We start from the raw sequence: 25,462 nt of genomic DNA, 5'->3' as shown, positions 1-25,462 counted from the left end.
GGCCCGGGGGCGGTCCCGACCGGCGTGTTCAAGACCTCGGACGGCTACATCAACATCGCCACGACCGGTGGGCGGATCTGGGAACGCTGCGCGCAGGCGATCGGCGCACCTGAGCTCTATACCCATCCCGACTATGCGACGGCCCCTGCCCGCTCCAAGAACCGCGACGCACTCAACGCCGAGATCGAGAAGCGCACGGTAACGAAGTCGACCGAGACCTGGGTCCGCGAACTCAACGAGGCCGGCGTGCCCTGTGGGCCGATCTATGCCATCGACCAGATGTTCGAGGACGCCCAGGTCAAGCATCTCGGCATCGCGCAGGACGTGCCGAACGAGGAGGGCCGCCATATCCGCCTGGTCGGCCAGCCCGTGACGCTGTCACGCACGCCGAGCAGGATGGTGGCGCGGCCGCCGGAATTCGGCGAGCAGAGAGGAAGTGCTGAAGGAGTTCGGCTTCGGCACGGACGAGATTGCCAAGCTCAAGGACGCCAAGGTGGTGTGACCGTCTCACACCAGTCGAACGACAAAGCCCGGCGCGAGGCCGGGCTTAGCTTCTCGTTGACGCCTTCTGGATTTCAGTACTTCGCGACCACCGGAGTCGGGCTGAAAGCGTAGTTGAATCCAGCTCGCAAGACATGATCGTGGAACGAGACGCTGGTCGAATTGACGGTCCCGCCAAAATAGGTGGACGATCCCAAGTCTATGTAGAGATATTCGAGCTTGGCTGACCAGTTGCGGTTAAACTTCTTCTCGACACCTGCCCCTGCGGTCCAACCCCAGCGAGTCTTGCTCTCTGAAACCGCCGTTCCAACGACCGTGATGGGCGCACCGATGGGCGTATTGCTGTTTCCATCGAATAGCTGTGCGGTCAGCGTCGCCTGAGTGCCGAACTTGACCTCACCAACAGCCAAACCACCCGTCGCATAGAGTAGCAGGCTCGGATCAGCCAAAAGCCCGGCTCGACCGCGGAAGGTCGCAAACTACGGGAAATCTGTGCTGCTGTTGGTCGAGCCGGAAAATCCAACTGAACCGATCCTGACCGCCAGAAGCGGATCAATCGAACGTCCACGCGAGCCCGTGCCCTGAATATCGGCCTCAACACCCAAAACCCATTTTGGATCGACCTGCCAGTTGTAGCCGACCTGAACGCCGCCAAGTCCTCCATCAACGTTCTGTCGGATGTTCACCGAGGCATTCGACCGGCCCCAGCCATAGCCACCATTGGCGCCGGCTTAGAAGCCGGTCCAGCTCCAGATCGGATCGGCCATGGCGGGGGCCTTCACATACGGCTTCGACGCCAGATCAGCGGCCAATGCACTGGTCGCGACCAGCGATGCCGCCACAATTCCCATCACAACCTGCTTCATTGCAATGCCCCGTGAAAAACAAGAAAGTCTACGGGGAGCATAAGCACAAAGCCCGGCCCCGGCTGTCGCGCCACAGCAACATCGGGAAACAACCGCTAGGCGCCAGCGACCGGACTACGGCGACATGGTAGAACTAAGGCTTTGATCTAACTCAATCTTTTATTGCCGATTTGTCCCGCTGCCGCCAACCGACCCGGCCGAGCAAGCCGTCGATCACGGGCCAGAACAGCAGCACGATCGCCAGTGTCGTGATCGAGCCGACCAGCCCATTCGACCAAAACACCTTCAGGGTGCCGCCGGAGCCGATCATCGACAGGCGGAAGGCATCCTCGGCGCGGTTGCCGAGCACGAGGGCGAGCGTAAACGGCGCCAGCGGAATTCCGATCTTCTTGAAAACGTAGCCAACGACGCCGAAGCCCAGCATCAGCCAGATGTCGAACATCGCGTTCTGGATCGCATAGGCGCCGATCGCGCAGGATACCACGATCATCGGCGCCACCGCCGCAAAGGGCACGCGCAGGATCGATGCGAAGATCGGCACCGTCGTCAGCACCAGCACGAGGCCGACAACGTTGCCGAGATACATCGAGGCGATCAGGCCCCAGACGAAATCCTTGTGCTCGACGAACAGCAGCGGCCCCGGATTGAGCCCCCATACCATCAACCCGCCGAGCAGGATCGCGGCTGTGCCGGAGCCGGGAATGCCGAGCGCCAGCATCGGCAGCAGCGCCGCGGTGCCGGAGGCGTGCGCCGCCGTTTCCGGCGCAAACACGCCCTCGATGCGACCCTTGCCAAAACTCTCCGGATCCTTGGAAAAGCGCTTGGCGAGATTGTAGCCCATGAAGGAGGCCGCGATCGCCCCGCCCGGGGTGATGCCGAGCCAGCAGCCGATGAAGGAGGAGCGCAGCAACGTCACCCAGTATTTCGGCAGGTCCTTCCAGACACCGAGCACGACGCGCAGCGAGATGCTTGCCGCGTGGCCGCGCAGTGCCAGCCGCTCCTCCATCGTCAGCAGGATCTCGCTGATTCCGAACAGGCCGATGACGGCGACGAGGAAGTTGATACCGCGCAAGAGCTCGGCCGAGCCGAAAGTCATGCGCAGATTGCCCGACACCGTGTCCATACCGATGCCGGCGAGCAGCAGCCCCAGCGACATCGAGATGACCGTCTTGTGCTTGGCCTCGCGCCCCAGGCCAACGAAGGAGCCGAAGGTGAGCAGATACACCGCGAAGAACTCGGGCGGGCCGAACTTCAACGCAAAGGACGAGATCATCGGCGCGAGGAAGGTGATCAGGAGCACTGCGACCAGCGAGCCGATGAAGGAGGACGTGAACGCCGCGGTCAGCGCCTCCGCCGCCCTGCCCTGCTGCGCCATCGGATAGCCGTCGAAGGTGGTCGCGACCGACCAGGCCTCGCCCGGGATGTTGAACAGGATCGAGGTGATCGCGCCGCCGAACAGCGCGCCCCAGTAGATACAGGACAGCATCACGATGGCGGAGGTCGGGTCCATCGTGAAGGTCAGCGGCAACAGGATCGCAACGCCGTTGGGGCCGCCGAGGCCCGGCAGCACGCCGACGAAGATGCCGAGCACCAGCCCGACCATCATCAGCACGAGCGTCTTCCACGTCAGCAGGACGGCGAAGCCGTGAAGCAGGAGACCGAGAGCTTCCATCGCGGGTCCGTCCTAGTGGCCGAAGGCCGCTTCGAGCGGCCCCTTCGGCATGATGACGTCGAAGGCGATGTCGAAGGTGACGAACATGATCGCCGTGAACAGGAAGGCGGTGAGCAGCGACTTCCACAGCGCGATCTTGCCGACGAGGCGCATGAAGGCCGCAATCAGCAAGAAGCTCGCGACATAGAGGCCGAGGAACTGCGTCACCAGACAGAACAGCAGCGTCGGCACGAACACCGCCATCACGCGGCGGGCCTGCGCGCGCGTGACGAAGCTTCCGGATGCCGCGCGGCGCGCGACGAGCGCCGCGATCAGGCCGTAGAGGCTGCCGCCGCCGAGGATGACGGAGAGATAGAACGGGAAATAGCCGGGCTCTGGCCCGGTTGCGTCCCAGGAAGCCCCGGTGCGCCAATTGTCGTAGCCGAGCGTGATGGCCAGCGCGAGCAGCAGGAGGCAGACAAGGATTTCGATCGTGCCTGAGCTGACGATGGAGGGCGAGTCCTCTTCAGGCGCGGTCGGATCGTCGACGACGATTTCTATATCGGTTTGGGACATGTGCTGCTTTGCAAAGCCGGAATGATGTCACCTCGCCCCCGCTTGCCGGGAGAGGCAGAGGCCACTGCCATTTTCTAGGACGCCGAAGCGAAGCCTCGACTATGGCGAAGCGCCGGGTGAGGGGGACTCTCCGCGGGGACGGGGAAAGCTGGACTCGCCGAGACCGCCCCTCACCCTGCCCTCTCCCCGTAAGAACGGGGAGAGGGCAAGAGAGACGGCTACTTCGCGACGAATCCGGCTTCCGTCATCAGCGCCTTGTTGATGGCATCGTCCTCCTCGAGGAATTGCACCATGTCCTTGCCGGTGAGGAAGATCGGCTTCAACGCCTGTTTCTCCATGTAGTCCTTGTACTCGGCGGTCTGCGTCACCTTGTGGAACAGCTCGACATAGAAGGCCTGCTGCTCGGCCGTGACCTTGCCGGGCAGGAACATCGCGCGCAGCATCAGATACTGGACGTCGACGCCCTCCTCCTTGCAGGTCGGGATGTCGGCCCAGGACTGCGTGTCCGTCACCTTGCTGGTGTAGGAGATGCGCTCCTTGTCGAACACGCAGAGCGGACGCACCTGGCCGGCGCGCCAGACTTCGAGGTTTTCGCTGGGGTTGTTGACGTTGGCCTCGGTATGGTTGCCAACGAGCTGGGTCGCGGCCTCGCCGCCGGACTTGTAGGGCAGATAGGAGAATTTCGCGCCGGTCTTCTGCTCCAGGAACACGGTCAGCACGTGATCCTCGCGCTTGGAGCCGGTGCCGCCCATCTTGAACGGCGAGCTCGCCGCCTTCGCGGCCTCGACGAATTCCTTCACCGTCTTGGGACCGGCGCTGTTGTCCCACAGCACGAACTGGTCGAGCGCGATCACCGAAACCGGGGTCAGCTCACGCCAGTTGAACGGGATCTTCGCCGACAGCGGCAGCATGTAGATCAGCGAATAGGCGATCAGCACCTTGTTGGGGTCACCCTCGCTGGACTTCATGTACATCAGCGCTTCCGCGCCCGAGGCGCCGCCCTTGAGCGAGACGACCATCGGCTGCTTCATCAGATTGTTCTTCTGGATCGCGGCCTGCATCATTCGCGCCATCTGATCGGAAGCACCGCCCGCACCGGCCGCCACCACGATCTCGACCGGTTTGGTCGGTTCCCAGCCGGCAAAAGCCGGCGTGCCACAAAGCGCGGCCGCCAGCACGATCGTGGCCTTCATTCCATGTCCCACGTGCGTCTTCCCTAATTTCTTGTTCGGATTGGAAATTCAGAGATGAATTCAGCGCCCATTGTGCTGGCGAATTCGGCTGGATTCAAGCCACGCGGCGCAACATTGCTTATGACTTTGGGATGAGAACAACTTATTCAAAAATTGAGTAGAATAAGTCAATTACTACATTGAGCAGCAAGCGCGCGGTCCATGAGTGTCGTTGTGCCGGCAACAGAAACTCAGATGTTGATGAGGTCTGAGCAAGACCTGCGACCGCCCCCCTGATCCACGGAGTGTCGACGTCCGGAGGGGCTAGGGAGACGGTCGCTATGGGCGCGCGTGCGAAGGATTAAGGCCCAGTTGCGAATAAATGATGACAAGTATCGGAGCCTATGCCGCCCGTTCGATCGAATTCAAGACGACGGCTTGACGAAAGAAAGAACGATGCGATACCCGCGCCCCGCGCTGGACTCGGCAGCACCGCAGTTCGCCGACAGCCTTATCGCAGATCGGTTACCCCCCGAAGTGTCGGTTCAAGCGGATTTGTCGAAGACAATAGTTGGTAGAAATATGCCGCAGCTTCTCTACATTAACGAGAGATTTGGCCACGACGCGACAATTGTCTTAGACAGCGGAGACGCCTGTTGGATCTCTGTTGGTAAAAAGGGAGTCCTAATACGGTCTCACAAGCATAGCTTTTGGGGCGGATTGCTGGGAGGCCTTTTTGGTCCGAAGCTCTATGAGGAGCGGGATGTCTACCAAGCGCTACGGGTTGCGCAAGCTCTCACGGCAACGTATCCGCCGGTTCCACAAATTGGGTGCAAGGACGTGATATTGAAAGCTTTCTGTACAGCAGTTTGGCACTGCTCTTCACCCGCACGAGTTAAGGTCGCATTAGATGAGCCGGCGCGGCCCGAGGAGTAACGTTGCTGTCCGTCAGCTCCGCTTCGTAAGGCCAATTTTGGTTCCGTGCCCCGAAACGTCCTACAGCCGAACAGCTCCCCGCATCAGCTTGTATACGTCTGTGCAATTTCGTGCTTGCGATTGTCTGGCCCAACCACACTCCTGAAATATGGGTGCAAGGGAGAGTGTTAGCTCGGATCGCAACCCCGAGCGGAGGAAAACGCGGTGGAGAGTGCAGTGGGGAGTGCCCGCCCGTGCCGCTGGCGGCATGGCAAGAGCAGCTGCGCTATCAGATGACGAGCGGAGGGAGATTGCTCGCAAGGCCGTTAAAGCCCGTTGGGCGAGACATTTGCCGCAGGCGACGCATGAAGGCGACATTCGATTTGGAGACACGAGATTGAGGCTGCCGTTCTGACTGAACGATGGGCAGCGAGTGATCACGTACAGTGGCTTCATGATGGGCCTAGGTCGCCTCTCCAAAGGACGTCAGCATCACCGGGGCGGCGTCAAACTGCCTTCTCTTTTGACATTGCAGAACCTAGAACCCTTCATCGGCGAAGACTTTGCTGTGATCGCTAAGCAGATTGAATTCCGCACTAAGCAAGGCGCTAAGGCGTTCGGCTACTCAGCGAACTTGCTTCCGGAGGTCTGTGATGTCTTTGCGCGCGCCCAACGCGCCGGAGTCCTAAACGCCACCCAGCGCTACATCGCTGACCGCGTACGAATTATCTCAGAGCAGCTCCAAGGCTCTGGTACGATACGCCTCATTGATAAAGCTACGGGTTATCAAAAAGTTCGTGAGAAATAGGCGCAGTAAAGGGCCTGAACGCCAATCCACCCAGGAACTCCCGGACGGGAACAGCGGGCTTCGATAGTTGCAGTATCAATCTGGTTTTTACTTACCCTTCCAGACCGGCGTCCGCTTGTTGAGGAAGGCGTCCATGCCTTCGCGGAAATCTTCGCTCATATAGGCCTTGAGGATCAGATCCTCGCCTTCCTCGCGCGACAGCGTGCGGCGGATGCGGCGGACCGCCTCCTTGGTCGCCTCGAGCGTCAGCGGCGCGTGGCTCGCGACGAGCTTTGCGGTCTCGTCGGCGCGACGCTGAAGCGTCTCGACGTCGGGCACGACCTCGTTGAGCAGGCCGAGGGCGAGCGCTTCCGGCGCCTCGACCAGCCGCGCCTTGAAGATCAGATCCTTGGTGCGGGCGGGTCCCACCAGCGCGACGACGCGGCTGATGTTGGACATCGACAGGCAGTTGCCGAGCGTACGCGCGATCGGAAAGCCCATTCGCGTCGTCTCAGTCCCGATGCGGAGGTCGCAGCAGGCCGCAATGCCGGCGCCGCCGCCGGTGCAGGCGCCGGCGATCGCCGCGATCACGGGCACGCGGCACTGCTCGAGCGTGCCGAGCACGCGGTCGATGCGGGCCTCGTAATCGAGTGCATCCTGCGCGGTCTCGAACGCACGAAACTGAGAAATGTCGGTGCCGGAGGCGAACGCCTTGTCGCCGGCGCCGGTCAGGATCAGCGCCTTGATCGAGCGGTCGGCGTTGATCTCCAGGCAGATCTCCGCCATGCGGTCATACATGGCAAAGGTCATTGCGTTGCGCGCCTGGGGGCGGTTGAAGGTGATCCGCGCGATGCCGTCCTGGACGGAGTAGAGCAGGTCTTCGTTGGTCGTCGTCGGTGCGTTCATCGCGCGCTCACTTTCTGGGTTAGTTCAGGCCACCTGCGCCTTTAAGCTACTTGGGCCTTGGCCATCGGCACCACATCGCGTCCCTTCAGGACGTCCATGGCCGCCAGCACGCCGCCGCTCCGGTGCGGAATCTTTGCAAGATCCAGGCCCATCTCGACGCCGGCGAGCGTGCCCATCAGCATCAGATCGTTGAAATGGCCGATATGGCCGATGCGGAACACCTTGCCCTTGACCTTGTTCAGGCCGGTGCCGAGCGACATGTCGAAGTTTTCCAGCACCACCTTGCGGAAGGCGTCGGCGTCGTGTCCATCCGGCACGCGCACGCCGGTCAGCGCAGGGGAATGCGCGGCAGGATCGGCGCATTGCGTCTCCAGGCCCCAGACCTTGACCGCGGCGCGGGTCGCCGCGCTGTGGCGCTTGTGGCGGGTCCAGACGTTCTCCAGCCCTTCCTCTTCCAGCATCTTGACCGCTTCGCGCAGGCCGTAGAGCAGATTGGTCGCGGGCGTATAGGGGAAGGTGCCGAGCTTGTTGAAGCTGATGACCTCCTGCCAGTCCCAATAGGAGCGCATGCCCGGGTTGGCCTTGGCGACAGCGAGCGCCTTCTCCGAGACGGCGTTGAAGCCGAGGCCGGGCGGCAGCATCAGACCCTTCTGTGAGCCTGCGACCGAGACGTCGATACCCCAGGCGTCGTGCTCGTATTCCATCGAGCCGAGGCCGGAGATGGTGTCGACCATCAGCAGCGCCGGATGCTTGACGCGATCGAGCAGCTTGCGCACCTCCAGCGGCGGCGTCACGCAGCCGGTCGAGGTCTCGTTGTGCACGACGCAGACCGCCTTGATCGTGTGCTGCTTGTCGGCGGCAAGGCGCTGCTCGATCTCGGCGAGATCGGCACCATGGCGCCAGTCGCTCGGGATGAAGTCGACGTCGAGCTTGAACTTGTCGGCGATGCCGCGCCACAGCACGGCGAACTGGCCGGTCTCGCACATCAGGACCTTGTCGCCGGGCGAAAACACGTTGACCATCGCCGCTTCCCAGGCGCCGGTGCCGGACGAGGGGAAGATGATCACGGGCTGCTTGGTGCGGAACACGCGCTGCATCGCGGCAAGCACGCCGAAGCCGAGCTCGGCGAACTCCGGACCGCGATGGTCCAGCGTCGGCATGTCCATCGCCCGCAGCACGCGGTCGGGCACGTTGGTCGGTCCTGGAATCTGTAGGAAATGCCTTCCAGTATGCACGGTCATCGGCGTCCTTCCCGGTCTTGCCTTAATTTTGATGGCCGCCGAATAGCACCATTTGACCGGCTTGTCCCCTCTCCTTAAGGCTCCTCCCATGCACAGGCGGCGGGCCTCCGCCGCCCCCTATTCCGCGGCCACCACCCTTCCGGACGGCAGCCTCCCCTCGGCCTCCGCGAACGGACGCTCCGGATGCATCAGGAAGGCGGAAAAGCCGCCGAGCAGCAGCAGCCCCATCGACATCAGGAACGGCAGGTACCAGTTGCCGGTCACGTCGATCACGAAACCCGCGACCAGCGGGGAGACGATGGCCGCGAAGGCCGAGCCGGTGTTCATGATTCCCGCGGCGGTCCCGGAATATTTCGGGGCGATGTCCATCGGGATCGACCACATCGGGCCGATCACGAGCTCGGCGCAGAAGAAGCCGGCCGACAGGCACAGCGCGACGATGGTAATGTCGTGGACGAACAGGATCGGAAACAACAAGAGCAGCGCCCCCGTAAATCCCGCAACGGTGACGCTCAGCCGCGCCAGGCGGACATTGCCGGTGCGGTCGAGGATCTTGTCCGACAGCACGCCGCCCACGCTGTCGCCGACCACGCCGGCGAAGAACACGCCGGAGGCGAACAGCGCCGAGTTCTTGATGTCGAGACTGTAGTTGTTCTTGAAGAACAGCGGCAGCCAGTTGAGATAAAGCCACAGGCACCAGCCGTAGCAGAAATAGGTCAGCGTCACCGGCCACATCCGGCCGAGCAGCGGGCCCCACGGCACGCGCGGCCGCTCGCCGGTCGGGCGCGGCGGCAACGCGGCGAGCTCGGCTTCGGTGATCGAGGCATGTTCTTTCGGCTCGTTGCGGAAGTACCAGACCCAGATCACGCCCCAGATGAGGCTGACGAAGCCGAGCACGACGAAGGCGCCGCGCCAGGTCAGCCAGAGGATCAGCAGCGCCACCACGGGCGGCGTCACGGCATTGCCGAGCCGGGCGAAGGAATGGGTCAGGCCTTGCGCGAAGCCACGGCGGTTGGCCGGCGTCCAGTATTGCATCGCGCGCGTCGCGGTCGGGAACGTCGCGCCCTCGCCGAAGCCGAGCGCGAAGCGCGCGACGAACAGCGCGGCGAGACCGTTGACGAAGCCGGTCATGATGGTCGCGGCCGCCCAGATCATGCCGCACCAGAACAGCGTCTTGCGCGGGCCGAAATGATCACCGACCCAGCCGCCGATCACCTGGAACAGGAGATAAGGATAGGCGAAGGCCGAGAAGACGAGGCCGAGCTGGGTGTTCGACAGGCCCAGCTCCTTCTGGATCTCGCCCGCCGCCGTTCCGATGTTCACCCGGTCGACATAGGTGATGAAATACATCGCGCAGAGCATCGCCAGCACGACATGCGTGGCCTTGAACCGAACTCCCATCTCACCCCTCCCGAATTGCTGTTGTTATGATTGCTGCCCGCGTGTCCCGCGCGACTTAAGTGCCGACCACCTTCAGATGCGGCGACGCATTGCCCTGCGGGCGCTCCAAAAGCTTCATCGCGACATCGACGCCGCCGGAGCGATGTGGCACGCCCGCAACCGAAAGGCCCATCTCCACGCCGGTGAGCGCGCCGAGCAGCGTCAGCGTGTTGCATTCGCCGAGATGGCCGATGCGGAAGACTTTTCCGGCGACCTTCGACAGGCCCGAGCCGAGCGACATGTTGTAGTTGTCGAGCACGATCTGGCGGAACTGGTCGGCGTCATGTCCTGGCGGCATCAGCACGGCCGTGAGCACCGGCGAGAACTCTGAAGGCTCCTGGCACAGCACCTCGAGGCCCCAATGATTGACGGCGGCGCGCGTGGCCGCCGCAAGCCGCTGATGCCTGGCGAAGACGTTGTCGAGCCCCTCTTCGAGCAGCATCGCGATCGCCTCGCGCAGGCCGTAGAGCAGGTTGGTCGCCGGCGTGTAGGGGAAGAAGCCTTTTGCGTTCGGCTTCAGCATCTCCTCCCAGTCGAAATAGGAGCGCGGCATCTTGTTGGTCTTCGCGCCTGCGCGTGCCTTCTCCGAGATCGCGTTGAAGCCGAGGCCGGGCGGCAGCATGAAGCCCTTCTGCGAGCAGCTCACGCTGACGTCGACCTTCCATTCGTCGTGCCGGTAGTCGACCGAGCCGAGCGAGGAGATGGTGTCCACCATCAGCAGCGCGGGATGGCCCGTGCGATCAATCGCGGCGCGGATCTCGGCGATGCGGCTGGTTGCGCCGGTCGAGGTCTCGTTGTGCACGACCATGACGGCCTTGATCGCGCGCGCCTTGTCCTCGGTGAGCCTGGCCTCGATCACGGCGGGATCGGCGCCACGGCGCCAGTCGCCGGGAACGAAGTCGACCTCGATGCCGAAGCGTCCCGCCATCTGGCGCCACAGGGTGGCGAAATGGCCGGTCTCGACCATCAGCACGCGGTCGCCCGGCGACAGCGTGTTGACGATCGCGGCCTCCCAGGCGCCGGTCCCCGACGAGGGGAAGATCACCACCGGCCCCGCGGTCTGGAAAATCTTCTGGCTGCCCTCGAGCACGGTGCGGCCGAGCTCGCCGAATTCGGCGCTCCGGTGGTCGATGACCGGCATGTCCATGGCGCGCAGGACGCGCTCGGGGACCGGGCTCGGGCCCGGAATCTGAAGGAAATGGCGTCCTTGGTGCATGAAAACCTCCCTGTCGGCGGGTTCTGGCCGGCTCTGGCGATTATTTTGCATTCATTTTTTGTCCTTTCAATCGAAATTTGGTATTCGATTGTAAACGTCGACGTGACCAAACGGGCAAACTACTGTGCTGCAAATGAAATCCACGATTCCCGACACCGGGGTTCCGATCACCCCGCCCGCCGGAAACGGCGGCGACCGCCAGGAGGCATCGCTCCACGGCGAGATCCTGCTGCGGCTGCGCGATTACGTGGTGGAAGGCAACATTCCCGACGGCGCGCGCGTTCCAGAGCGCCAGCTCTGCGAGATGTTCGGCATCTCCCGCACACCCTTGCGCGAGGCGCTCAAAGTGCTCGCCGCCGAAGGCCTGATCGAGCTGCTGCCGAACCGCGGCGCGCGGGTGCGCCAGCTCAGCCAGCGCGACCTCGAGGAGCTGTTCGACGTGATGGCAGGGCTGGAAAGCCTTGCCGGGCGCCTCGCCTGCGAGGCCATTACGGACGAGGAAATCACCGCGATCGAGCAGCTGCATTACGAGATGTACGGCCACTATCTGCACCGCGACATGCACGGCTATTTCCAGACCAACCAGCGCATTCACGAGAGCATCGTCGCGGCCGCGCGCAACGAGACGCTGAAGACGGCCTACGCCAACTTCGCAGGAAGGATCCGCCGCGTCCGCTACTCCGCCAATTTCGCCCGCAAGCGGCAGCGCTGGGCGGAAGCCATGCGCGAGCACGAGGCCATCCTCGACGCGCTGCGCCGCCGCGCCGGCAGCGAGCTCAGCGACATCCTGTTCCAGCACCTGCGCAACAAGCGGACGGCCGCGATCGAGCACCTGACCGAGCCCCAAGAGGACGCGCCGGCCTCGCCCTGACGGCGGCCGGCTTGCTCATTTTGAATTCATAATATAATCGGTCATGAACAATAATGAATAACCCAACAAGGCTGAGCCTCGCTGGGTCAGTCCGGGATCAGGGATGACAAACGCCTCCTCGCTCGAACGGCGCCTGCGGTCGGAATTAACCGGCGACGTCCTGTTCGACCGCTTCAGCCGCGGCCGCTACGCCACCGACGCCTCGTTCTACCAGATCGTGCCAGCAGGCGTGGTCGTGCCCAAGACCATGGACGAGGCACTGCGGGCCCTGGCAATTGCCCGCGACGAGGGGCTGAAGGTCACCCCGCGCGGCGGCGGCACCTCGCAATGCGGCCAGACCGTCAATGACGGCCTCGTCGTCGATCTCTCCAAGCACCTCAACCGCATCCCGTCGCTCGACGTCGCGAACCGCACCTGCGTGGTCGAGCCCGGCATCGTGCTGGACGACCTCAACCGCCAGCTCAGGAAGTACGGCCTGTGGTTTCCGGTCGACGTCTCCACCGCCTCCCGCGCCACCATCGGCGGCATGGCCGGCAACAATTCCTGCGGCGGCCGCAGCTTGCGCTACGGCACCATGCGCGACAACACGCTGTCGATGGAGGCGGCGCTTGCCGACGGCACGCTCAGCCGCTTCGGCGAGGTGTCGCGCGATCTCTCCGACGTCGAGGCCAGCGACAGCGCGCGCGCCTTGTTCCGCGACATGCTCGATCTCGGCACCCGCGAGGCCGACGAGATCGCCGCGCGCTTCCCAAAGGTGCAGCGCCGCGTCGGCGGCTACAATCTCGATGCGCTGGTGCCGCGCAATGCGCCGAACAACATGGCGCACCTGCTGGTCGGCTCCGAAGGCACCCTGGCCTTCACCACCAAGGTCGAGCTGAAGCTCTGGCCCGTCATCCGCAACAAGGCGCTCGGCGTCTGCCATTTCGGCAGCTTCTACGAGGCGATGGATGCGGCCCAGCATCTGGTCAAGCTCAAGCCGATCGCGGTCGAGCTGGTCGACCGCACCATGATCGCGCTCGGCCGCGACATCGCGATGTTCAGGCCGATCATCTCGGCCGCGATCAAGGGCGATCCGGACGCCGTGCTGGTGGTCGAGTTCGCCGAAGAGGACCAGGCCGACAATCTCCTGCGCCTGAAGCAGCTCGGCGAGCTGATGGGCGATCTCGGCTTCGGCTGGAATAACGATAAGCGCAAATGGGGCGGCGTGGTCGAAATCATCGAGCCCGCGCTCCAGAGCGGCATCGCCGATTTCCGCGCCGCCGGCCTCAACGTCATGATGTCGATGAAGCAGGAGGGCAAGCCGGTCTCCTTCGTCGAGGACTGCGCCGTGCCGCTGCCACATCTCGCCGACTACACCGCGCGCTTGAACGAGGTTTTTGCCAAGCATGGCACCAGCGGCACGATGTACGCGCATGCCTCTGAGGGCTGCCTGCATGTGCGCCCGGTGCTGAATTTGAAGCTGGAGAAGGACGTCAAGGCGATGCGCGCCATCGCCGAAGAGGCCTTCGCGCTGGTGCGCGAATACAAGGGCTCGCATTCCGGCGAGCATGGCGATGGCCTCGTGCGCTCGGAGTTCCACGAGACGATGTTCGGCGAGCGCCTCGTCGCCGACTTCAGGGAGGTGAAGCAGCGCTTCGATCCCGAGGGCGTCCTCAATCCCGGCAAGATCGTCGATGCGCCCAGGATGGACGATCGCTCGCTGTTCCGCTTCAAGCCCGACTATCGCGTCGCTGAGCTCAAGACAAAACTCGACTGGTCCGCCTATCCCGGCGCCGGCGGCGGTTTCCAGGGCGCGGTCGAGATGTGCAACAACAACGGCGCCTGCCGCAAGCTCGAGGGCGGCGTGATGTGCCCGTCCTACCGCGCCACGCGCAACGAGAAGGACGTGACGCGGGGGCGCGCGAACACCTTGCGGCTCGCGATCTCCGGCCAGCTCGGCCCCGATGCGTTGTCCTCCGACGAAATGATGGAGACGCTAAAGCTCTGCGTCTCCTGCAAGGCCTGCCGCCACGAATGCCCAACCGGCGTCGACATGGCCAAGATGAAGATCGAGGTGCTCGCGGCACGCGCAGCCACCCACGGCCTGACGCTGCGCGATCGCCTGGTCGGCTATCTTCCGCGCTATGCCGGTCTCGCCTCGCGCCTCGCGCCGCTCGCGAATTTGCGCAATCGGAGCCCGCTGCTGCGAAAACTGTTCGAGCGCTTTGCCGGCATCAGCGCGCGGCGGGCGCTACCCGCCTTCCGCAGCGACGTGTTCGCGCCGCCTGCGGAAACGGTCGGCCCGGAGAGCGGTCGCGAGGTCGTGCTGTTCGCCGACACGTTCAATCGCATCTATGAGCGCGAAAACCTCGACGCCGCGCTGCGCGTACTCGCGGCCGGCGGTTATCGCGTGCATCTGCCCAAGCCCGCAAGCGGCAGCCGCCCGCTGTGCTGCGGCCGCACCTTCCTCTCGGCGGGTCTCGTCGACGAGGCCAGGTCCGAGCTCGATCGGCTGATGGCCGCCTTTGCCCCCTTCGCTGCACGTGGCGTGCCGATCATCGGTCTCGAGCCGAGCTGCCTGCTGACGCTGCGCGACGAGCTTGCCTCGCTGCGCAAGGACGATGACGCCAAGGCCATCAGCGCCCATGCGCTGACCTTCGAGGAATTCCTGGTGCGCGAGGCCCAGGCCGGCCGGCTGCAACTGCCGCTCGGCACCGTCGCCGACAAGGCCGTGGTGCACGGCCATTGCCACCAAAAATCCTTCGGCGCCTTCAAGCCCGTCGAGCAGGTGCTGCGGCTCGTTCCCGGCCTTGAGGTCGAGACCATCGAGTCCAGCTGCTGCGGCATGGCCGGTGCCTTCGGCTATGGCACTGAGACCTATGACGCCTCGATCGAGATGGCCGAGCTGTCGCTGCTGCCCGCCGTGCGGCGCGCAGACGAGGCGACGCTGGTCGTCGCCGACGGCACTTCCTGCCGGCACCAGATCCACGACGGCACAAAGCGCGAAGCGCTTCACGTCGCGCGCGTGCTGGCGATGAGCCTCGATCGCGCCAAGACCAATTCCCCTTCTCCAGCTGCAAAGGAACCCAACCATGGCTGAACTGACGCTCGACACCGCCCGCAAGATCCTCGACGCCGCCTTCGCAAAGTCCACCGAGCTGAAGCTGAAGCCGCTCGTCGTCACCGTCCTGGACGCGCGCGGCGTGCTCAAGATCGCAGCAGCCCAGGACGGCACCAGCCTGATGCGCGCCGAGATCGCGCACGGCAAGGCCTATGGCGCCCTCGCCATGGGCATGGGTTCGCGCGCGCTGTACCAGCGCGCGCAGGAGCAGACCTATTTCATCGACTCCGTAAACACGATTGCCAAGGGCGCGCTGGTGCCGGTCCCCGGCGGCGTGCTGATCATAGACGGCACAACGCTGCTCGGCGCCGTCGGCGTGTCCGGCGACACCTCCGACAATGACGAAGCCTGTGCCATAGCCGGCATCGAGGCCGCGGGGCTAGACGCCAAACCGGGATAGCGCGCGCCCGCTTCGTACGCCACGCACAAGAGTGCGTCTATGCCGAAAGTTGCCTGCCGGTTGAGGGAAAACAACATAAGCAGCTCACGCCCAGCTACAGGACAGCCCGACCGCCTGGCACGGCATGGCGAGAGGTTGCCGTCGGCGGGCAGGTTCGGACCATCGATAGGGGCCGCGATCTCAAAAACCACGCTTGTCTCGTCACTAAGACCCGCCGTGTGAGAATTACGGACCGGCTGAAGAAGCTCACCTGTCGAAGTCTGCCAGAGTGTTGGTAGCGGCCGACTGTAGTGACCTAACCGTACGCCACCGGCACATTCGTCTAGATCGCGGCCACGCCAACCTGTCGCCGTCCTCTCCATCGCAGTCGCGTGGCGCGCCGGGCACGAGCTCCCGGTTGGGATAAGCCTCCACCAGAGGATCCGTTGCCTGTGACCGTCTTGGCATTGAAACCGCAGCCGGCGGACGTTTGCTTGGACTTTAGATTGCGATCGGGAGCACCGATTGCAAGCGTCTGCGGCACAGCGGCCAAGCCAAGTGGAATCCAGCCAATCCAAAGTCAGCGCTTGGCCGCGCTGCCAGCTAACTCCATCGCTAAATCTAGAGCTGCGATCCCGATTTGGTCTGCAGGATGCGATTTGCAGCGTCGATCCATCCAACCGACGATCGCGGCGAAATCGCCGCCACCTACAATTTCCCTATCACCACTAACATTTAGTCCGCTAATAAAGCCAACGACCCAAGATTCAAAAGCGCCCTTGACAACGGCGCTCTTGGCTCTGTTCGTCCAGGCCGTGCACGATTGAGACCCAGCACCGACAATCGTAGCGCCGGCCCCGAGTGGATTTGTCGGCAGCAGCAACAAGGCGACTAACACTAACAACCTCAGCATCTGATCGGTGACCTATCGCTAGAAGCAACCTACTGGTCTATAGCGCATCTGCCAGTCTTATCGATTGGCCGTTCTGGGCCGCGAGAACGGCGATCCGATCGTAAATTTACTCGGCAACCGGCCCCGAAGGCGTCTCCAGCCCGCCTCGATTGGCGCGACGTCCTGCTCCACCTGAGCGATCGAGGACTGGCGATGCGGTTGCTGTCGCTCGAGTAAAGCAGAAAATGGGCCTGCGTGGCATCCTAGTCTATTGCCATTGCGGCCATCATGTTGCTCTGAGCACTGATCGCTGGTCGGATGATGTTCGGTCATCAGCCGCTCAATTTCGTCACGGGCGGCCTGTCGGGCGCGCCCGAGCGCTTGGAAGAACTGCTCGGAGGAAATGTCGGTTCGACCGTAAAGCTCACCAGCAGAATCCGCTGGCCGTTCTATGGGCGAGTTTGCAAGTGGCGTGCTATACACGCTGTCAGCCTTGGCATCTTGAAAACCCTTTATGGTGCAGGTTAGGCCGAGCGGAATTGCAACTTCCGTTTCGGCTCGATTTTCTGTAAACTGAAAATATGAAGAAATCAATTTCCGTAAACAAAAAATCTCGAGGGCGTCCGAAGAAGGCTGGTGGGGTCTATCCCGTCTCCGCTGTCCGATTGTCGCCCGATGTCGCTACTGCCGTCGACAAATGGGCCAGCGCACAGGCGGACCTTCCCTCACGCTCCGAAGCCATCCGCCGGCTGGTCAAGATTGGGCTGAAAGCAAAAAAATGAACTTGTTGCGACGCGGCCTTTTTTGATTTGAGCATCATGATAAACGTCACCGGAACTACTCGATTCTAGCCGTGCTGAACCCGAACACAATTGTGGCCGTCGATGGAGCCGGAGAAGGCAGGCGATAGGAGACGCATCGCCAAGAGACTGAGGCGGCCGCGCGTCGCAAGGCCACCGCGAGCCGCGCCAGCCGCAGAACCGGCCGGGCCAGCGGTGCTAGCCCCTGCGGATCTATCCCATTTGCTCATCGATCGCATCCGGCGGGCACAACTTTGGATGTTCAAAGATGTCAGCCGCCGGCTCGCGGCCTTTGGGATCGGCCCGTCGCAATTCTTCGTGCTGTCCATGATCGAGGCCAATCCGGGCGCCAATCAGTTCGCCATCGCGCAATCGCTATCGATTAATCGCGCTGGAATCGGAAGGCTAGTGGACCATCTGGAGCGGCACGGTCTGGTGCAGCGCTCCGCCTCTGCCGTCAACCGCCGCTACTACGTGCTTTATCTGACCGAAGCCGGCGCCGCACTCTTAGGCCGCTTACGGCCGGCGATCGCCGGATGCGAGACGGCGATCGCCGAAAGGATTGGACCGCGCCGCTTCAGGGAAATGCAACGTGCGCTGGACCGGATGCGGGATCCCTGAAGGAAGCGCAGCCATCATCCGCGCGGCATTCTCGTCAGAAAGCGGACCTCTAGCTGCGACCATAGCTTGCCTCGATCGAGCGCATGATTGCGCATGCGGAGCCAACTCCTGAGTCGCGGTGTGGGTCAAAGGCTGAGCGGCGTCAATCCACTGTCCAAGCGAGTTTTTCTTGCGGTCTCCTAGCAAGGTCAGGTCGAGTAATGCGCCAACGTCAGCATCGTTTGAATCCGTCAAACCGCTCCCTTCACCGCCTTTTGGTACAGCAGGACGGCTTCACGCTCGTTGAAATGCTCGTCGTGATTACCATCATAGGTCTCGTCGTGGGCCTCGTCGGCCCGCGTGTGCTCAACCATCTTTCGGAATCGAAAATCAAGGCAGCCAGAATTCAAATCGAAGGCTTCGCCCAGGCGCTTGACCTGCATTATCTCGACAATGGCACGTATCCGGCGACTGGTGTTGGATTGGCTGCGCTTGTGCAGAAGCCGACCAATGTCGAGCGCCGGAACGGCCCTTACTTGAAAGGCAACGTGGTTCCGAACGATCCCTGGGGCAAACCCCTATACGTATGCATTCCCGGGGACGCATGGGTTAGCGTATGACCTCGCATCCCTTGGAGCTGACAGTCGCGAGGGGGGCACCGAGCAAGCTGCCGATATTGCCAACTGGCAGAAATAGTGCGCGTCGCCCGACGACTCACAATTGGGACACATGATGTGCTATCGGCAGAGCTCTGGGCGCCCGGCCGTTCGATTTCGAGCACGATACGCCCGTCCCCATCACGTGACCCATCGCGGCTTCGATCTCCGCCGGTGCAGGGCTTCTACTCTGCCCGAATCGTCGTTGGTGCTTCTTAAATCGGGAAACACCGCCCCGCGACAGCTACAGCGGCCGCCGAGCCGACTAGCGAACTCGTGGGGCCGCCACGCCTCGTCGGGGACGTTTGGCATTCGCCATCACGTGCTGCGCGAGGAGGCGGCGTGCACTCTTCTCCTCGCTATAGGTCTTATCGGTCGGGATCAGCCTGGCTCCGTCTACGATGTACCAATATTTGACCCAGTTTGGACGTCCGTCCTTGAATGGGGGCGTATGGAGTACAAGCTTGGGCCGAGCCGCAACGGGCTTGGCAGCATTTCGACTCATCGGACAACTCCTTGGCGACATCAGGGGATTGAGGATCACTTGGCGGCTTAGTCGGACCTCTGTAGCGAGAAGAGTCAATAACGCCCGACGAGGGATGCGGGGAAAACCGATATTTTGCGCCGCTTCGCGGCCGGGGCACTCCGGTTCACGTTCCGGAGGCCGGGAGCGAGCTTATTCGGCCACAATGAACATCCCGGTAGCGTGCCGAGCGACCGCCTTTTCGGGCCCGAGGTGGCGGCGACCAACAATCTCCACTCTGGTTCGACAATCACAGGGACCGGAGCCGAGTCGAGGTAGGGTTGCCGACGTGTTTGTTACAGTCGGCCGGATCGGCTCCCATTGCGACAACCTCTTCGACGGCAGCCGGCAGTTCGCATATTTCTTCGTCGGAGTTCATTCGTAGCCTGCTTGCGTGCTAAGTTGCACGAGCGTGGTCAAGCTCAGCGGCTGGGCGGAGAGATCGAGATGGACGAGATTGGCGCAGGCGAGCGCCATCACCGTCGGCGCGGGATCGCTTACTTGAGCAGTTGGCCGAGCGGCATTGGCCCCTCGTCGAGGAGGACCTGCATGATGCGAATGCGCAGCCCGATCGGAATAGTCACGTCGCAGTAGGACCAGACCAGGTTCGCGTTGGCGCGGCGCGGTTCGCGCCGAATATCTTCGGCCGTCAAAACAAGCGGCTTGAGCTGGAGTTCACTTAGCGCGATCAACATGAGGCCCTCGTCCTCGAGGTCGCGCATGCGCCGCGCTGGGACAACGTCAAGGAAATAGGGGCCATCCTCATAGTTGACGACGACCGCATCGATCGTGACCTGCGCCAACGCAACGCGGGCTGAGGCGACGTAATCGATGGACCGCACCCGCGGATCGAGGGAGGCCTGGACCAGTGCATCGCGCAACGCCGGGTGTCGCACCGGGATCGCGGTCGTGGTCTTGATCCAGACGAAGAGAGCGGTGAGGCCCTCGGCCTCTTTTGTGTCGTACATGACCTTGAACGTTCACTCATAAGTGCTCTGCCTTCAGATCTCGTTGATCAGGTTGGGATCAAAGCTCCGGTTGTCCCAGGTACGCTGTTGTGGCATCCAGGGTCCGTAGCCCTTGGCGTTCGACGCCACACGCGTTGCACCGATGACGGTATCATCGGACTCGTGGGTATGGCCGTAGACCCAGAGATCGGCGGGCCTCAAGGCGCCGCGCCCGTCATCCGCCGCCGGCCGCATCAAGGCCGTCGCTGCGGCAGGCCGCATTGAGGATATCGTCCGGCCTCGGGGGATCTGACGGTGCCAAAGCAGCGCCAGGATGCGGGGCGTGATGGGTGATCACGACCAGCTTGCCCACGCGCGGCTTGCGCATCTCCAGTTCGAGGAACGCGCGGGCCTGCCGGTGCCGGGCCAGCGCGTGGCTTGGCCGGAAGCGCTCGACATAGCGGCCGATCCTAACCTTGCGGAAATCATTCATCCGTTCGACCGCGACCATCATGGCGCGATGCGGATCGCCGAACAGGTCGAAGTCCGTCCAGATGGTTGCGCCGGCGATCGAGTCGTATCCCTCGGCCGGAACGCGCCGCACCAGGGCGCCCACCAGAGATATTTTGGCTTCCGCGGAATCAATCGCAGTCTCCTTCATTGGAAGCAAGATTTGTGATCTCCTTCGAGGCCCCTGCAACCAAAGCCCAAGCCGACTGGGCATGCGTGGCCGTGAGCGACGCGTTGGGCCTTTGCGTGAAGGCAGGTGTTCGAAGACGCGAAATGGATCTCAGAGGCTCAATAAGTCAGCGAGCAACTTTATTACCTCGGTTAGTGTCTATCGCGCAGGCATAATGCCGGTATTATACAGGCATCATACGGTGCGATCGGATTTTTGCGAATCAACGCAGACACTTGCGAGGCTAGAATGATGTCTCCAAGCGCGCACGAAAATTGCCCGAGATCCTGATTTCGACGTGAACGAAGCACGCAGCTCGGCAAGACGTCCTCTTCCCTTCCCAAAGTCGCGATCGGGCCTCGGGTGCAAGCCAGGACTGAGCTTCGATCTTGGGGGTGATGATATCTGCGCCCGTGGTCCGGCTCGGCGAAGGGCCGGCCGGGGATTTCGTCGCGGCTGCCGCCGGTCGCGAGTTCAATGGCTTGCGCTTCGGGTTCGTCGCGCACGATCCCGAGGAGCGCGGACAGTGATGCGAGAGAGGATCGCGGCGCCCAGCGGATAGGTACGGCTCCTTCGACTGCTTGTCTTTGCGATTTTGCGGGAAGCGATCTTGCTCGCCGCGAAGGCGTTCGAGCCCCAGCGGCCGTGAGCTATTCTCCATGGAGGAGACCCAATGCAGCCGTGAGGTCGTTTAACCCGAAAACGTCCATCTGTACCTAAGCTCTCCCTCTCCGAGCCGAACATTGTGACGTAGCCGTGTGCAGGTAGTCCGGTCGCTCTTGGTGGAGACAAGGGTCATTTCAGCCCCGCTTCACCACCGGCGCATCGCGCTCGAGCAGACGGCAGGCCTGCTGCAGGGCAGTTTTGATCTCATCCGGTGAGAGCGAGGGATAGTCCACGCGCACGATCTCGTCGGCCGATCTGTTGGCCAGTGTCGCGAAGACCGGCCCCGGCGGCACGCGCGTGCCCCGGAAGACCGGATTGCCGCTCATTACGCCGGAGTACCGCACGATGACCGGCTCATCCGCCGAGAGGCTGCCGGCAATGGTCTCGATAATTGCGATCCGAGCGAGGAACTCCAGCGTGGATTCGCCGGCTTTGCTCTGGCCGCTCCTGATCCGGCGCATCATTCCCGGCGTGACGAGATGAACCCTAGTTCCGAGAATATCGGCGATCATCGCCTTAGCGGTGAACATCTCGGCGGAATCTCCGCGGAGGACGAGCAGCAACTCGCCCTCGCATACTTGGGCATCCAGCAATCTCATAATAAGACCTTGCATAAACGGCTTGTCCGAATTTCATCGGCTTGCCGACGCTGGACGGGGCGCTCTGGGAGGCCATCGCTAACGTCGAGGGCGATACTACCGGCCCGTGGGGAGCGTTCTGCAGGCACATTGACGAGGCCGATATTCACAGAGCCCACCATCTTCAATTTCTCGCCGCCCGCAGATCGCGCTCGCGCAGGATCGCCTCCACCATGCGGCGCAGCTGCCGCAACGAGCCGCCCCTCCAGTTGTGCGCGATCGCCGCGCGCTCGGTGCCGTCCAGCGGCGGGACCCAAACGGCATCGAGGCCGCGCTCCCGCGCGAGATCGACCATCACGGCCGGCAGCAGGGCGTCGAGGTCGTCGGGAGCCGGGCTCGGAAACGTCACCACGCGAAACCTGTCGCGGATCGGCGAGGGCAGCGGATCGAGGCTGTTCGCCGTAGCTATGTAGGAAACGTGCGAGACATCGACGAGCGTGAGCAAGGCCGGATCGGGAAAACGGGCACTGGTCTCGGGCTCGAGAAAGGCGAGCAAGGCGTCCCAAAGCCGGCCATAGTCGGAGCGCGTGCCGGCCTTCTCCAATTCGTCGATCAACACGAGCGGATTGGCGATTTTGCCTTGTGCGATAGCCAGAAATGCGTGGCAGGGTTCGGCGGAATTCCAGCGCCTGTCCGTGCCGCCGAACACGGCGCCGTCGGCGCGCGCGGCATCCTCCCGCCAAATGCTGACGCCGAGGGTCTCACCGAGCCGTCGGGCGAATCGGCTCTTGGCAGCGCCGGGCGGGCCGACCAACAGCAGGGGGCGCAGGTGGACCGTCGCACGGCCGACGAGATCGGCGAGCGCGAAGTCGATCACGTTCATCGCCCAGGGAAACTCGAATGCCAGCGCGTTGCGGACCTTGTGCAACGGCGGCGCCTCGATCAGCGGCAGGGGCGTGTTGATGGCATGCTTGAGAGGGACCAGGATTTCCTTGAGCTTGGTGTTCTTCATCTCGAGTTCGGACAGGCGGGCGACCATGACGTGGCGCTTGGGAATGGCTTTCGCGTCGACGCTCGCCGGCGCCTCCCCGCCGGCGGACTTCTCGTCCTCCTTCTCAGCTTTCTGCCGGTACTCTTCCTCGAACTGCTGCCGGATCTTTGCCTTTGCAGCAGCGAGGCGGCGCTCGACTATGCGGCCTCCGAGGTAGATCGCGTTCGCCGCTGCCGAAAGGCTGCCGGACAGCATTCCTGTGCAAGCCGGCAGCGCTGCCCAACCGGAGGTGAACTGCTCGATATCGCAGCTGAGCTCCTTCTCCACATGCCCAAGGGTCTCATAAAGAGCGTGAACCAGTGCTTTGCCGACCCTTTGGTGCTCCTCAAGCTGATGAGAACTGCGCGGCGTCGGCAGCGACAGCAACCGGACGCAGTCGGCCAGGCTCCGCAAGTTCGGCTCGTCTCGCGTGACGGCACGATGATCGAGTTCGGCTGCGAGTGCCACTCCGGCATCAAACGTTCGCTCCGAGGCCCAGGCGGCGCTGTGCGGCAGCTGCGGGCACAACTCATGGATCTCTGCGATCAGTCGCTCCGCGACATGCTGGGCTCCGTTGGTGCTCAGCACGGCGTAGCGCAGAAGGCGTGGTAGTCCCTTCAGGCGCTCGTCACAGTCGACGGAATCCGCCGCCGCGCCTGTCGAGACGGCGTCTTCCACGACAGCCGGAAGATCGGCTGTCTCATCCTCAGAGTTCATGCGCGCTCCGCCTGCACGCAGAGCCGGACAAGCGTGGTCGGGCTCAGCGGCTGGGAGAAGAGATCGAGACAGACGAGATTGGCGCAGGCGAGCGCCATCACTGCCACCGCGGCATCACCTTCTCCGTCCAAAGACTTCAGGAGCTGGCCGAGCGCCATCGGCCCCTCCTCGAGCAGGACTTGCTGGATGTGCAGGCGCAAGCCGACCGGAACTGCCACGCCGCTATACGCCCAGACCAGGTTCGCATTGCTGCGGCGCGGCTCGCGCCGGATTTCCTCAAGGGTCAGCTCAAGCGGCTCGAGCTTGAGCTCATCCCATGCGATCAGCACGAGGCCTCCCTCGTCGAGGTCGACGGTGCGTCGCGCCGGCACGATGTCGAGGACATAACGACCATCCTCGCGCTGGAGGACGACGGCATCGAGCGCGACCTGCGCGGAGGCAACCTGGGCGCTCGCGACGTAATCGATGGAGCGCACCTGCGGATCGAGGGACGCCTGAATCAGCGCATCCCGGAGTGCCGGGTGCCGTACAGGGATCGCAGTCGCGGTCTTGGCCGAGATAAAAGAATCGTTGGGGCTCTGGGCGTCTGTCGTGTCACACATACTCTTGCACCTTGTTTTACCGTCATGGAAAGGACGTAAGCACGTCCGCCTGCGTCCGGCCGTCTTCGATATCCGTCATGGCATTCTCGCTGCCCCTTCAGATCTCGATAGTCAGTTTTGGATCGAAGCTCCGGTTGTCCCAGGCGCGCTGCTGCGGCGGCCAGGGTCCGTAGCCCTTTGCGTTCGAAACCACGCGCGTTGCGCCGATCACGGTGTCGTCGGACTCGTGGGTATGGCCGTAGATCCAGAGGTCAGCGGGCTTCAGCGCGCGGCCTCCATCATTGGCCGCCGGGCGCATGAGAGCGGTCAGGTCGCTGCGATAGGCGGCGCTGAGCATGTCGTCCGGCCTCGGGGGATCGGACGGCAGCAAAGTCGCGCCGGGATGAGGGGCGTGATGGGAGATCACGACAAGCCTGCCCGGACGGGGCCCGCGCATCTGCGATTCGAAGAACGCACGGGCCTGCTGGTGCCGGATCAGCGCGTTGGACGGTCGGAATCGCCTGGCATAGCCGCCGATCCGGATCTTCCGGAAATCATTCATCCGCTCGCCCGCGAGAAACATGGCGCGATCCGCGTCGCCGAACAGATCGAAATCCGTCCACATTGTTGCGCCGGCGAAAGTGACATCGCCGATCCGGACGCAGTCGTGCTGCAGCACATGAATGTTCGTGCCGGCTGCCGCCGCTCTCGCCTTCTCGACCGTCCGATCGATATCGGCACCATAGAATTCGTGGTTGCCGGGCACGTAGATCACCGGCCGATCAGGGACGCGTTCGAGCAGCCACCTTACGCCCCGCTCCATGCGCGGGATCAGATCGCCGGCGACCACGAGGACGTCGAACCGCGGCCGCGCATCGGGAGCCGGCAGGTCCCAGCCACGCGTTAGTTCCACATGCAGATCCGACACAACCCATAGACGCACGTCAGTCCTCATCATTGTCGTGGTCATCAAGATGCTCGACATCAAGCAGCGCCGCCACGAGCTCGTCCGGCAACTCATCGATGCCAAGCGCGAACACGACGTCCGCCGCTCCGCAGAGCGGACATTCATGGCGGTGCGGCTCATAATCGCACGCGCCCTCGCGCTCACAGGCCGCGCACCGGAATCCAGCCATCCTATCGCTCCATTCCTCGCGCAGGCGGGGTGCCCC

General features: G+C 63.1%; 24 protein-coding genes and 2 pseudogenes. 8 read left to right on the top strand and 18 right to left on the bottom strand.

All coding sequences use genetic code 11. From position 1 onward, the window contains the following. Positions 1-3: 3 nt before the first annotated feature. Positions 4-502, top strand: a pseudogene (locus AB5K84_RS15815) (CoA transferase); the annotation flags it as partial. Between the two features lie 73 nt (positions 503-575). Here the strand turns inward: AB5K84_RS15815 and AB5K84_RS15810 are convergent. The 6 genes from AB5K84_RS15810 to AB5K84_RS15785 form a co-directional block, all read right to left on the bottom strand. Beyond that, complete coding sequence (locus AB5K84_RS15810; protein WP_246790641.1) at positions 576-950, bottom strand: outer membrane protein; 375 nt, start codon at positions 948-950, stop codon at positions 576-578. A 30-nt stretch (positions 951-980) separates the two neighbouring features. After that, entirely contained in the window at positions 981-1,187 is a 207-nt protein-coding gene (locus tag AB5K84_RS15805) for an outer membrane protein (RefSeq protein WP_246790642.1), read from the bottom strand. Between the two features lie 45 nt (positions 1,188-1,232). Continuing rightward, the gene (locus AB5K84_RS15800; RefSeq protein ID WP_441232540.1) at positions 1,233-1,367 is read right to left on the bottom strand and encodes a hypothetical protein; all 135 of its coding nucleotides are present in this window, start codon (positions 1,365-1,367) and stop codon (positions 1,233-1,235) included. Positions 1,368-1,518: 151 nt separating this feature from the next. Beyond that, entirely contained in the window at positions 1,519-3,039 is a 1,521-nt protein-coding gene (locus AB5K84_RS15795; RefSeq protein WP_110116728.1) for a tripartite tricarboxylate transporter permease, read from the bottom strand. A 12-nt stretch (positions 3,040-3,051) separates the two neighbouring features. Next, positions 3,052-3,594 (bottom strand): tripartite tricarboxylate transporter TctB family protein, encoded by a 543-nt coding sequence (locus AB5K84_RS15790; RefSeq protein WP_028173161.1) that lies wholly within the window; start codon positions 3,592-3,594, stop codon positions 3,052-3,054. 218 nt (positions 3,595-3,812) lie between these two features. Next, on the bottom strand, positions 3,813-4,787 hold the full coding sequence (locus tag AB5K84_RS15785; RefSeq protein WP_162603672.1) for a Bug family tripartite tricarboxylate transporter substrate binding protein: 975 nt from the start codon (positions 4,785-4,787) through the stop codon (positions 3,813-3,815). 1,327 nt (positions 4,788-6,114) lie between these two features. Between AB5K84_RS15785 and AB5K84_RS15780 the strand changes: the two genes are divergently transcribed. After that, complete coding sequence (locus tag AB5K84_RS15780; protein WP_060908279.1) at positions 6,115-6,489, top strand: hypothetical protein; 375 nt, start codon at positions 6,115-6,117, stop codon at positions 6,487-6,489. 87 nt (positions 6,490-6,576) lie between these two features. On the opposite strand, the gene AB5K84_RS15775 is transcribed toward AB5K84_RS15780, so the two are convergent. From AB5K84_RS15775 to AB5K84_RS15760, 4 genes are all read right to left on the bottom strand, one after another. Next, positions 6,577-7,374: an enoyl-CoA hydratase/isomerase family protein gene (locus tag AB5K84_RS15775; RefSeq protein WP_110116730.1), complete on the bottom strand. Its 798-nt coding sequence runs from the start codon at positions 7,372-7,374 to the stop codon at positions 6,577-6,579. 41 nt (positions 7,375-7,415) lie between these two features. Further along, on the bottom strand, positions 7,416-8,615 hold the full coding sequence (locus AB5K84_RS15770; RefSeq protein ID WP_028173158.1) for a pyridoxal-phosphate-dependent aminotransferase family protein: 1,200 nt from the start codon (positions 8,613-8,615) through the stop codon (positions 7,416-7,418). Between the two features lie 117 nt (positions 8,616-8,732). Further along, entirely contained in the window at positions 8,733-10,016 is a 1,284-nt protein-coding gene (locus AB5K84_RS15765) for an MFS transporter (protein ID WP_110116731.1), read from the bottom strand. A gap of 55 nt (positions 10,017-10,071) precedes the next feature. After that, positions 10,072-11,271, bottom strand: coding sequence for a pyridoxal-phosphate-dependent aminotransferase family protein (locus AB5K84_RS15760; protein WP_430640712.1), 1,200 nt, complete (start codon positions 11,269-11,271; stop codon positions 10,072-10,074). A gap of 133 nt (positions 11,272-11,404) precedes the next feature. Between AB5K84_RS15760 and AB5K84_RS15755 the strand changes: the two genes are divergently transcribed. The 5 genes and pseudogenes from AB5K84_RS15755 to gspG all read left to right on the top strand — a co-directional run bounded on the left by AB5K84_RS15755 (position 11,405) and on the right by gspG (position 18,609). Next, complete coding sequence (locus AB5K84_RS15755) at positions 11,405-12,142, top strand: GntR family transcriptional regulator (protein WP_162603673.1); 738 nt, start codon at positions 11,405-11,407, stop codon at positions 12,140-12,142. Positions 12,143-12,245: 103 nt separating this feature from the next. Beyond that, positions 12,246-15,221, top strand: a complete 2,976-nt coding sequence (locus AB5K84_RS15750; RefSeq protein ID WP_110116734.1) for an FAD-binding and (Fe-S)-binding domain-containing protein — start codon at positions 12,246-12,248, stop codon at positions 15,219-15,221. Continuing rightward, complete coding sequence (locus AB5K84_RS15745; protein WP_110116735.1) at positions 15,214-15,642, top strand: GlcG/HbpS family heme-binding protein; 429 nt, start codon at positions 15,214-15,216, stop codon at positions 15,640-15,642. Before AB5K84_RS15750 ends, AB5K84_RS15745 begins: the two co-directional genes overlap by 8 nt. Positions 15,643-17,535: 1,893 nt before the next feature. Continuing rightward, complete coding sequence (locus AB5K84_RS15740; RefSeq protein WP_246790643.1) at positions 17,536-17,934, top strand: MarR family winged helix-turn-helix transcriptional regulator; 399 nt, start codon at positions 17,536-17,538, stop codon at positions 17,932-17,934. 200 nt (positions 17,935-18,134) lie between these two features. Then, positions 18,135-18,609 (top strand): annotated as a pseudogene (gene gspG / locus AB5K84_RS15735) (type II secretion system major pseudopilin GspG). 980 nt (positions 18,610-19,589) lie between these two features. On the opposite strand, the gene AB5K84_RS15730 reads toward gspG, so the two are convergent. Genes AB5K84_RS15730 through AB5K84_RS15720 form a run of 3 tightly spaced genes read right to left on the bottom strand, consistent with a single transcriptional unit; the run spans position 19,590 to position 20,655 of the window. After that, positions 19,590-20,060, bottom strand: a complete 471-nt coding sequence (locus AB5K84_RS15730) for a hypothetical protein (RefSeq protein WP_244647617.1) — start codon at positions 20,058-20,060, stop codon at positions 19,590-19,592. A 33-nt stretch (positions 20,061-20,093) separates the two neighbouring features. Beyond that, on the bottom strand, positions 20,094-20,321 hold the full coding sequence (locus AB5K84_RS15725) for a hypothetical protein (protein WP_162603674.1): 228 nt from the start codon (positions 20,319-20,321) through the stop codon (positions 20,094-20,096). Further along, entirely contained in the window at positions 20,275-20,655 is a 381-nt protein-coding gene (locus AB5K84_RS15720) for a hypothetical protein (protein WP_162603675.1), read from the bottom strand. Before AB5K84_RS15720 ends, AB5K84_RS15725 begins: the two co-directional genes overlap by 47 nt. 461 nt (positions 20,656-21,116) lie before the next feature. Here AB5K84_RS15720 and AB5K84_RS15715 point away from each other — a divergent pair, with 461 nt between their 5' ends. Beyond that, entirely contained in the window at positions 21,117-21,248 is a 132-nt protein-coding gene (locus AB5K84_RS15715) for a hypothetical protein (RefSeq protein ID WP_257787575.1), read from the top strand. A gap of 270 nt (positions 21,249-21,518) precedes the next feature. Here the strand turns inward: AB5K84_RS15715 and AB5K84_RS15710 are convergent, their stop codons facing one another. The 5 genes from AB5K84_RS15710 to AB5K84_RS15690 form a co-directional block, all read right to left on the bottom strand. Then, the gene (locus tag AB5K84_RS15710) at positions 21,519-21,977 is read right to left on the bottom strand and encodes a DUF433 domain-containing protein (protein ID WP_182869028.1); all 459 of its coding nucleotides are present in this window, start codon (positions 21,975-21,977) and stop codon (positions 21,519-21,521) included. A gap of 169 nt (positions 21,978-22,146) precedes the next feature. Continuing rightward, a complete protein-coding gene (locus tag AB5K84_RS15705; protein ID WP_028173145.1) occupies positions 22,147-23,709 on the bottom strand; it encodes an AAA family ATPase in 1,563 nt (520 codons plus the stop codon). Then, positions 23,706-24,311, bottom strand: coding sequence for a hypothetical protein (locus tag AB5K84_RS15700; RefSeq protein WP_110116739.1), 606 nt, complete (start codon positions 24,309-24,311; stop codon positions 23,706-23,708). Before AB5K84_RS15700 ends, AB5K84_RS15705 begins: the two co-directional genes overlap by 4 nt. Positions 24,312-24,408: 97 nt before the next feature. Beyond that, positions 24,409-25,233 carry a metallophosphoesterase gene (locus AB5K84_RS15695; RefSeq protein ID WP_039186016.1) on the bottom strand — a complete coding sequence of 275 codons (825 nt, stop codon included), beginning with the start codon at positions 25,231-25,233 and terminating at the stop codon, positions 24,409-24,411. A 1-nt stretch (position 25,234) separates the two neighbouring features. Next, positions 25,235-25,426 carry a hypothetical protein gene (locus tag AB5K84_RS15690; protein WP_110116740.1) on the bottom strand — a complete coding sequence of 64 codons (192 nt, stop codon included), beginning with the start codon at positions 25,424-25,426 and terminating at the stop codon, positions 25,235-25,237. Positions 25,427-25,462 lie beyond the last annotated feature (36 nt).

It is taken from the genome of Bradyrhizobium sp. 1200_D9_N1_1, from assembly GCF_052075915.1.
GTDB lineage: Bacteria > Pseudomonadota > Alphaproteobacteria > Rhizobiales > Xanthobacteraceae > Bradyrhizobium > Bradyrhizobium diazoefficiens.
Note: the sequence above shows the minus strand (reverse complement) of the source record. Positions and strands in the feature narration are given on the sequence as shown.

Excerpts from the sequence above, each read along its gene's own strand:
- AB5K84_RS15730 (WP_244647617.1), bottom strand. The coding sequence starts at position 20,060 with ATGTACGACACAAAAGAGGCCGAGGGCCTCACCGCTCTCTTCGTCTGG.
- AB5K84_RS15790 (WP_028173161.1), bottom strand. The coding sequence starts at position 3,594 with ATGTCCCAAACCGATATAGAAATCGTCGTCGACGATCCGACCGCGCCT.
- AB5K84_RS15715 (WP_257787575.1), top strand. The coding sequence starts at position 21,117 with ATGATATCTGCGCCCGTGGTCCGGCTCGGCGAAGGGCCGGCCGGGGAT.
- AB5K84_RS15800 (WP_441232540.1), bottom strand. The coding sequence starts at position 1,367 with ATGAAGCAGGTTGTGATGGGAATTGTGGCGGCATCGCTGGTCGCGACC.
- AB5K84_RS15760 (WP_430640712.1), bottom strand. The coding sequence starts at position 11,271 with ATGCACCAAGGACGCCATTTCCTTCAGATTCCGGGCCCGAGCCCGGTC.
- AB5K84_RS15755 (WP_162603673.1), top strand. The coding sequence starts at position 11,405 with ATGAAATCCACGATTCCCGACACCGGGGTTCCGATCACCCCGCCCGCC.
- AB5K84_RS15775 (WP_110116730.1), bottom strand. The coding sequence starts at position 7,374 with ATGAACGCACCGACGACGACCAACGAAGACCTGCTCTACTCCGTCCAG.
- AB5K84_RS15725 (WP_162603674.1), bottom strand. The coding sequence starts at position 20,321 with ATGCGGCCTGCCGCAGCGACGGCCTTGATGCGGCCGGCGGCGGATGAC.
- AB5K84_RS15745 (WP_110116735.1), top strand. The coding sequence starts at position 15,214 with ATGGCTGAACTGACGCTCGACACCGCCCGCAAGATCCTCGACGCCGCC.
- AB5K84_RS15700 (WP_110116739.1), bottom strand. The coding sequence starts at position 24,311 with ATGTGTGACACGACAGACGCCCAGAGCCCCAACGATTCTTTTATCTCG.
- AB5K84_RS15795 (WP_110116728.1), bottom strand. The coding sequence starts at position 3,039 with ATGGAAGCTCTCGGTCTCCTGCTTCACGGCTTCGCCGTCCTGCTGACG.
- AB5K84_RS15770 (WP_028173158.1), bottom strand. The coding sequence starts at position 8,615 with ATGACCGTGCATACTGGAAGGCATTTCCTACAGATTCCAGGACCGACC.
- AB5K84_RS15705 (WP_028173145.1), bottom strand. The coding sequence starts at position 23,709 with ATGAACTCTGAGGATGAGACAGCCGATCTTCCGGCTGTCGTGGAAGAC.
- AB5K84_RS15750 (WP_110116734.1), top strand. The coding sequence starts at position 12,246 with ATGACAAACGCCTCCTCGCTCGAACGGCGCCTGCGGTCGGAATTAACC.
- AB5K84_RS15765 (WP_110116731.1), bottom strand. The coding sequence starts at position 10,016 with ATGGGAGTTCGGTTCAAGGCCACGCATGTCGTGCTGGCGATGCTCTGC.
- AB5K84_RS15785 (WP_162603672.1), bottom strand. The coding sequence starts at position 4,787 with ATGAAGGCCACGATCGTGCTGGCGGCCGCGCTTTGTGGCACGCCGGCT.
- AB5K84_RS15690 (WP_110116740.1), bottom strand. The coding sequence starts at position 25,426 with ATGGCTGGATTCCGGTGCGCGGCCTGTGAGCGCGAGGGCGCGTGCGAT.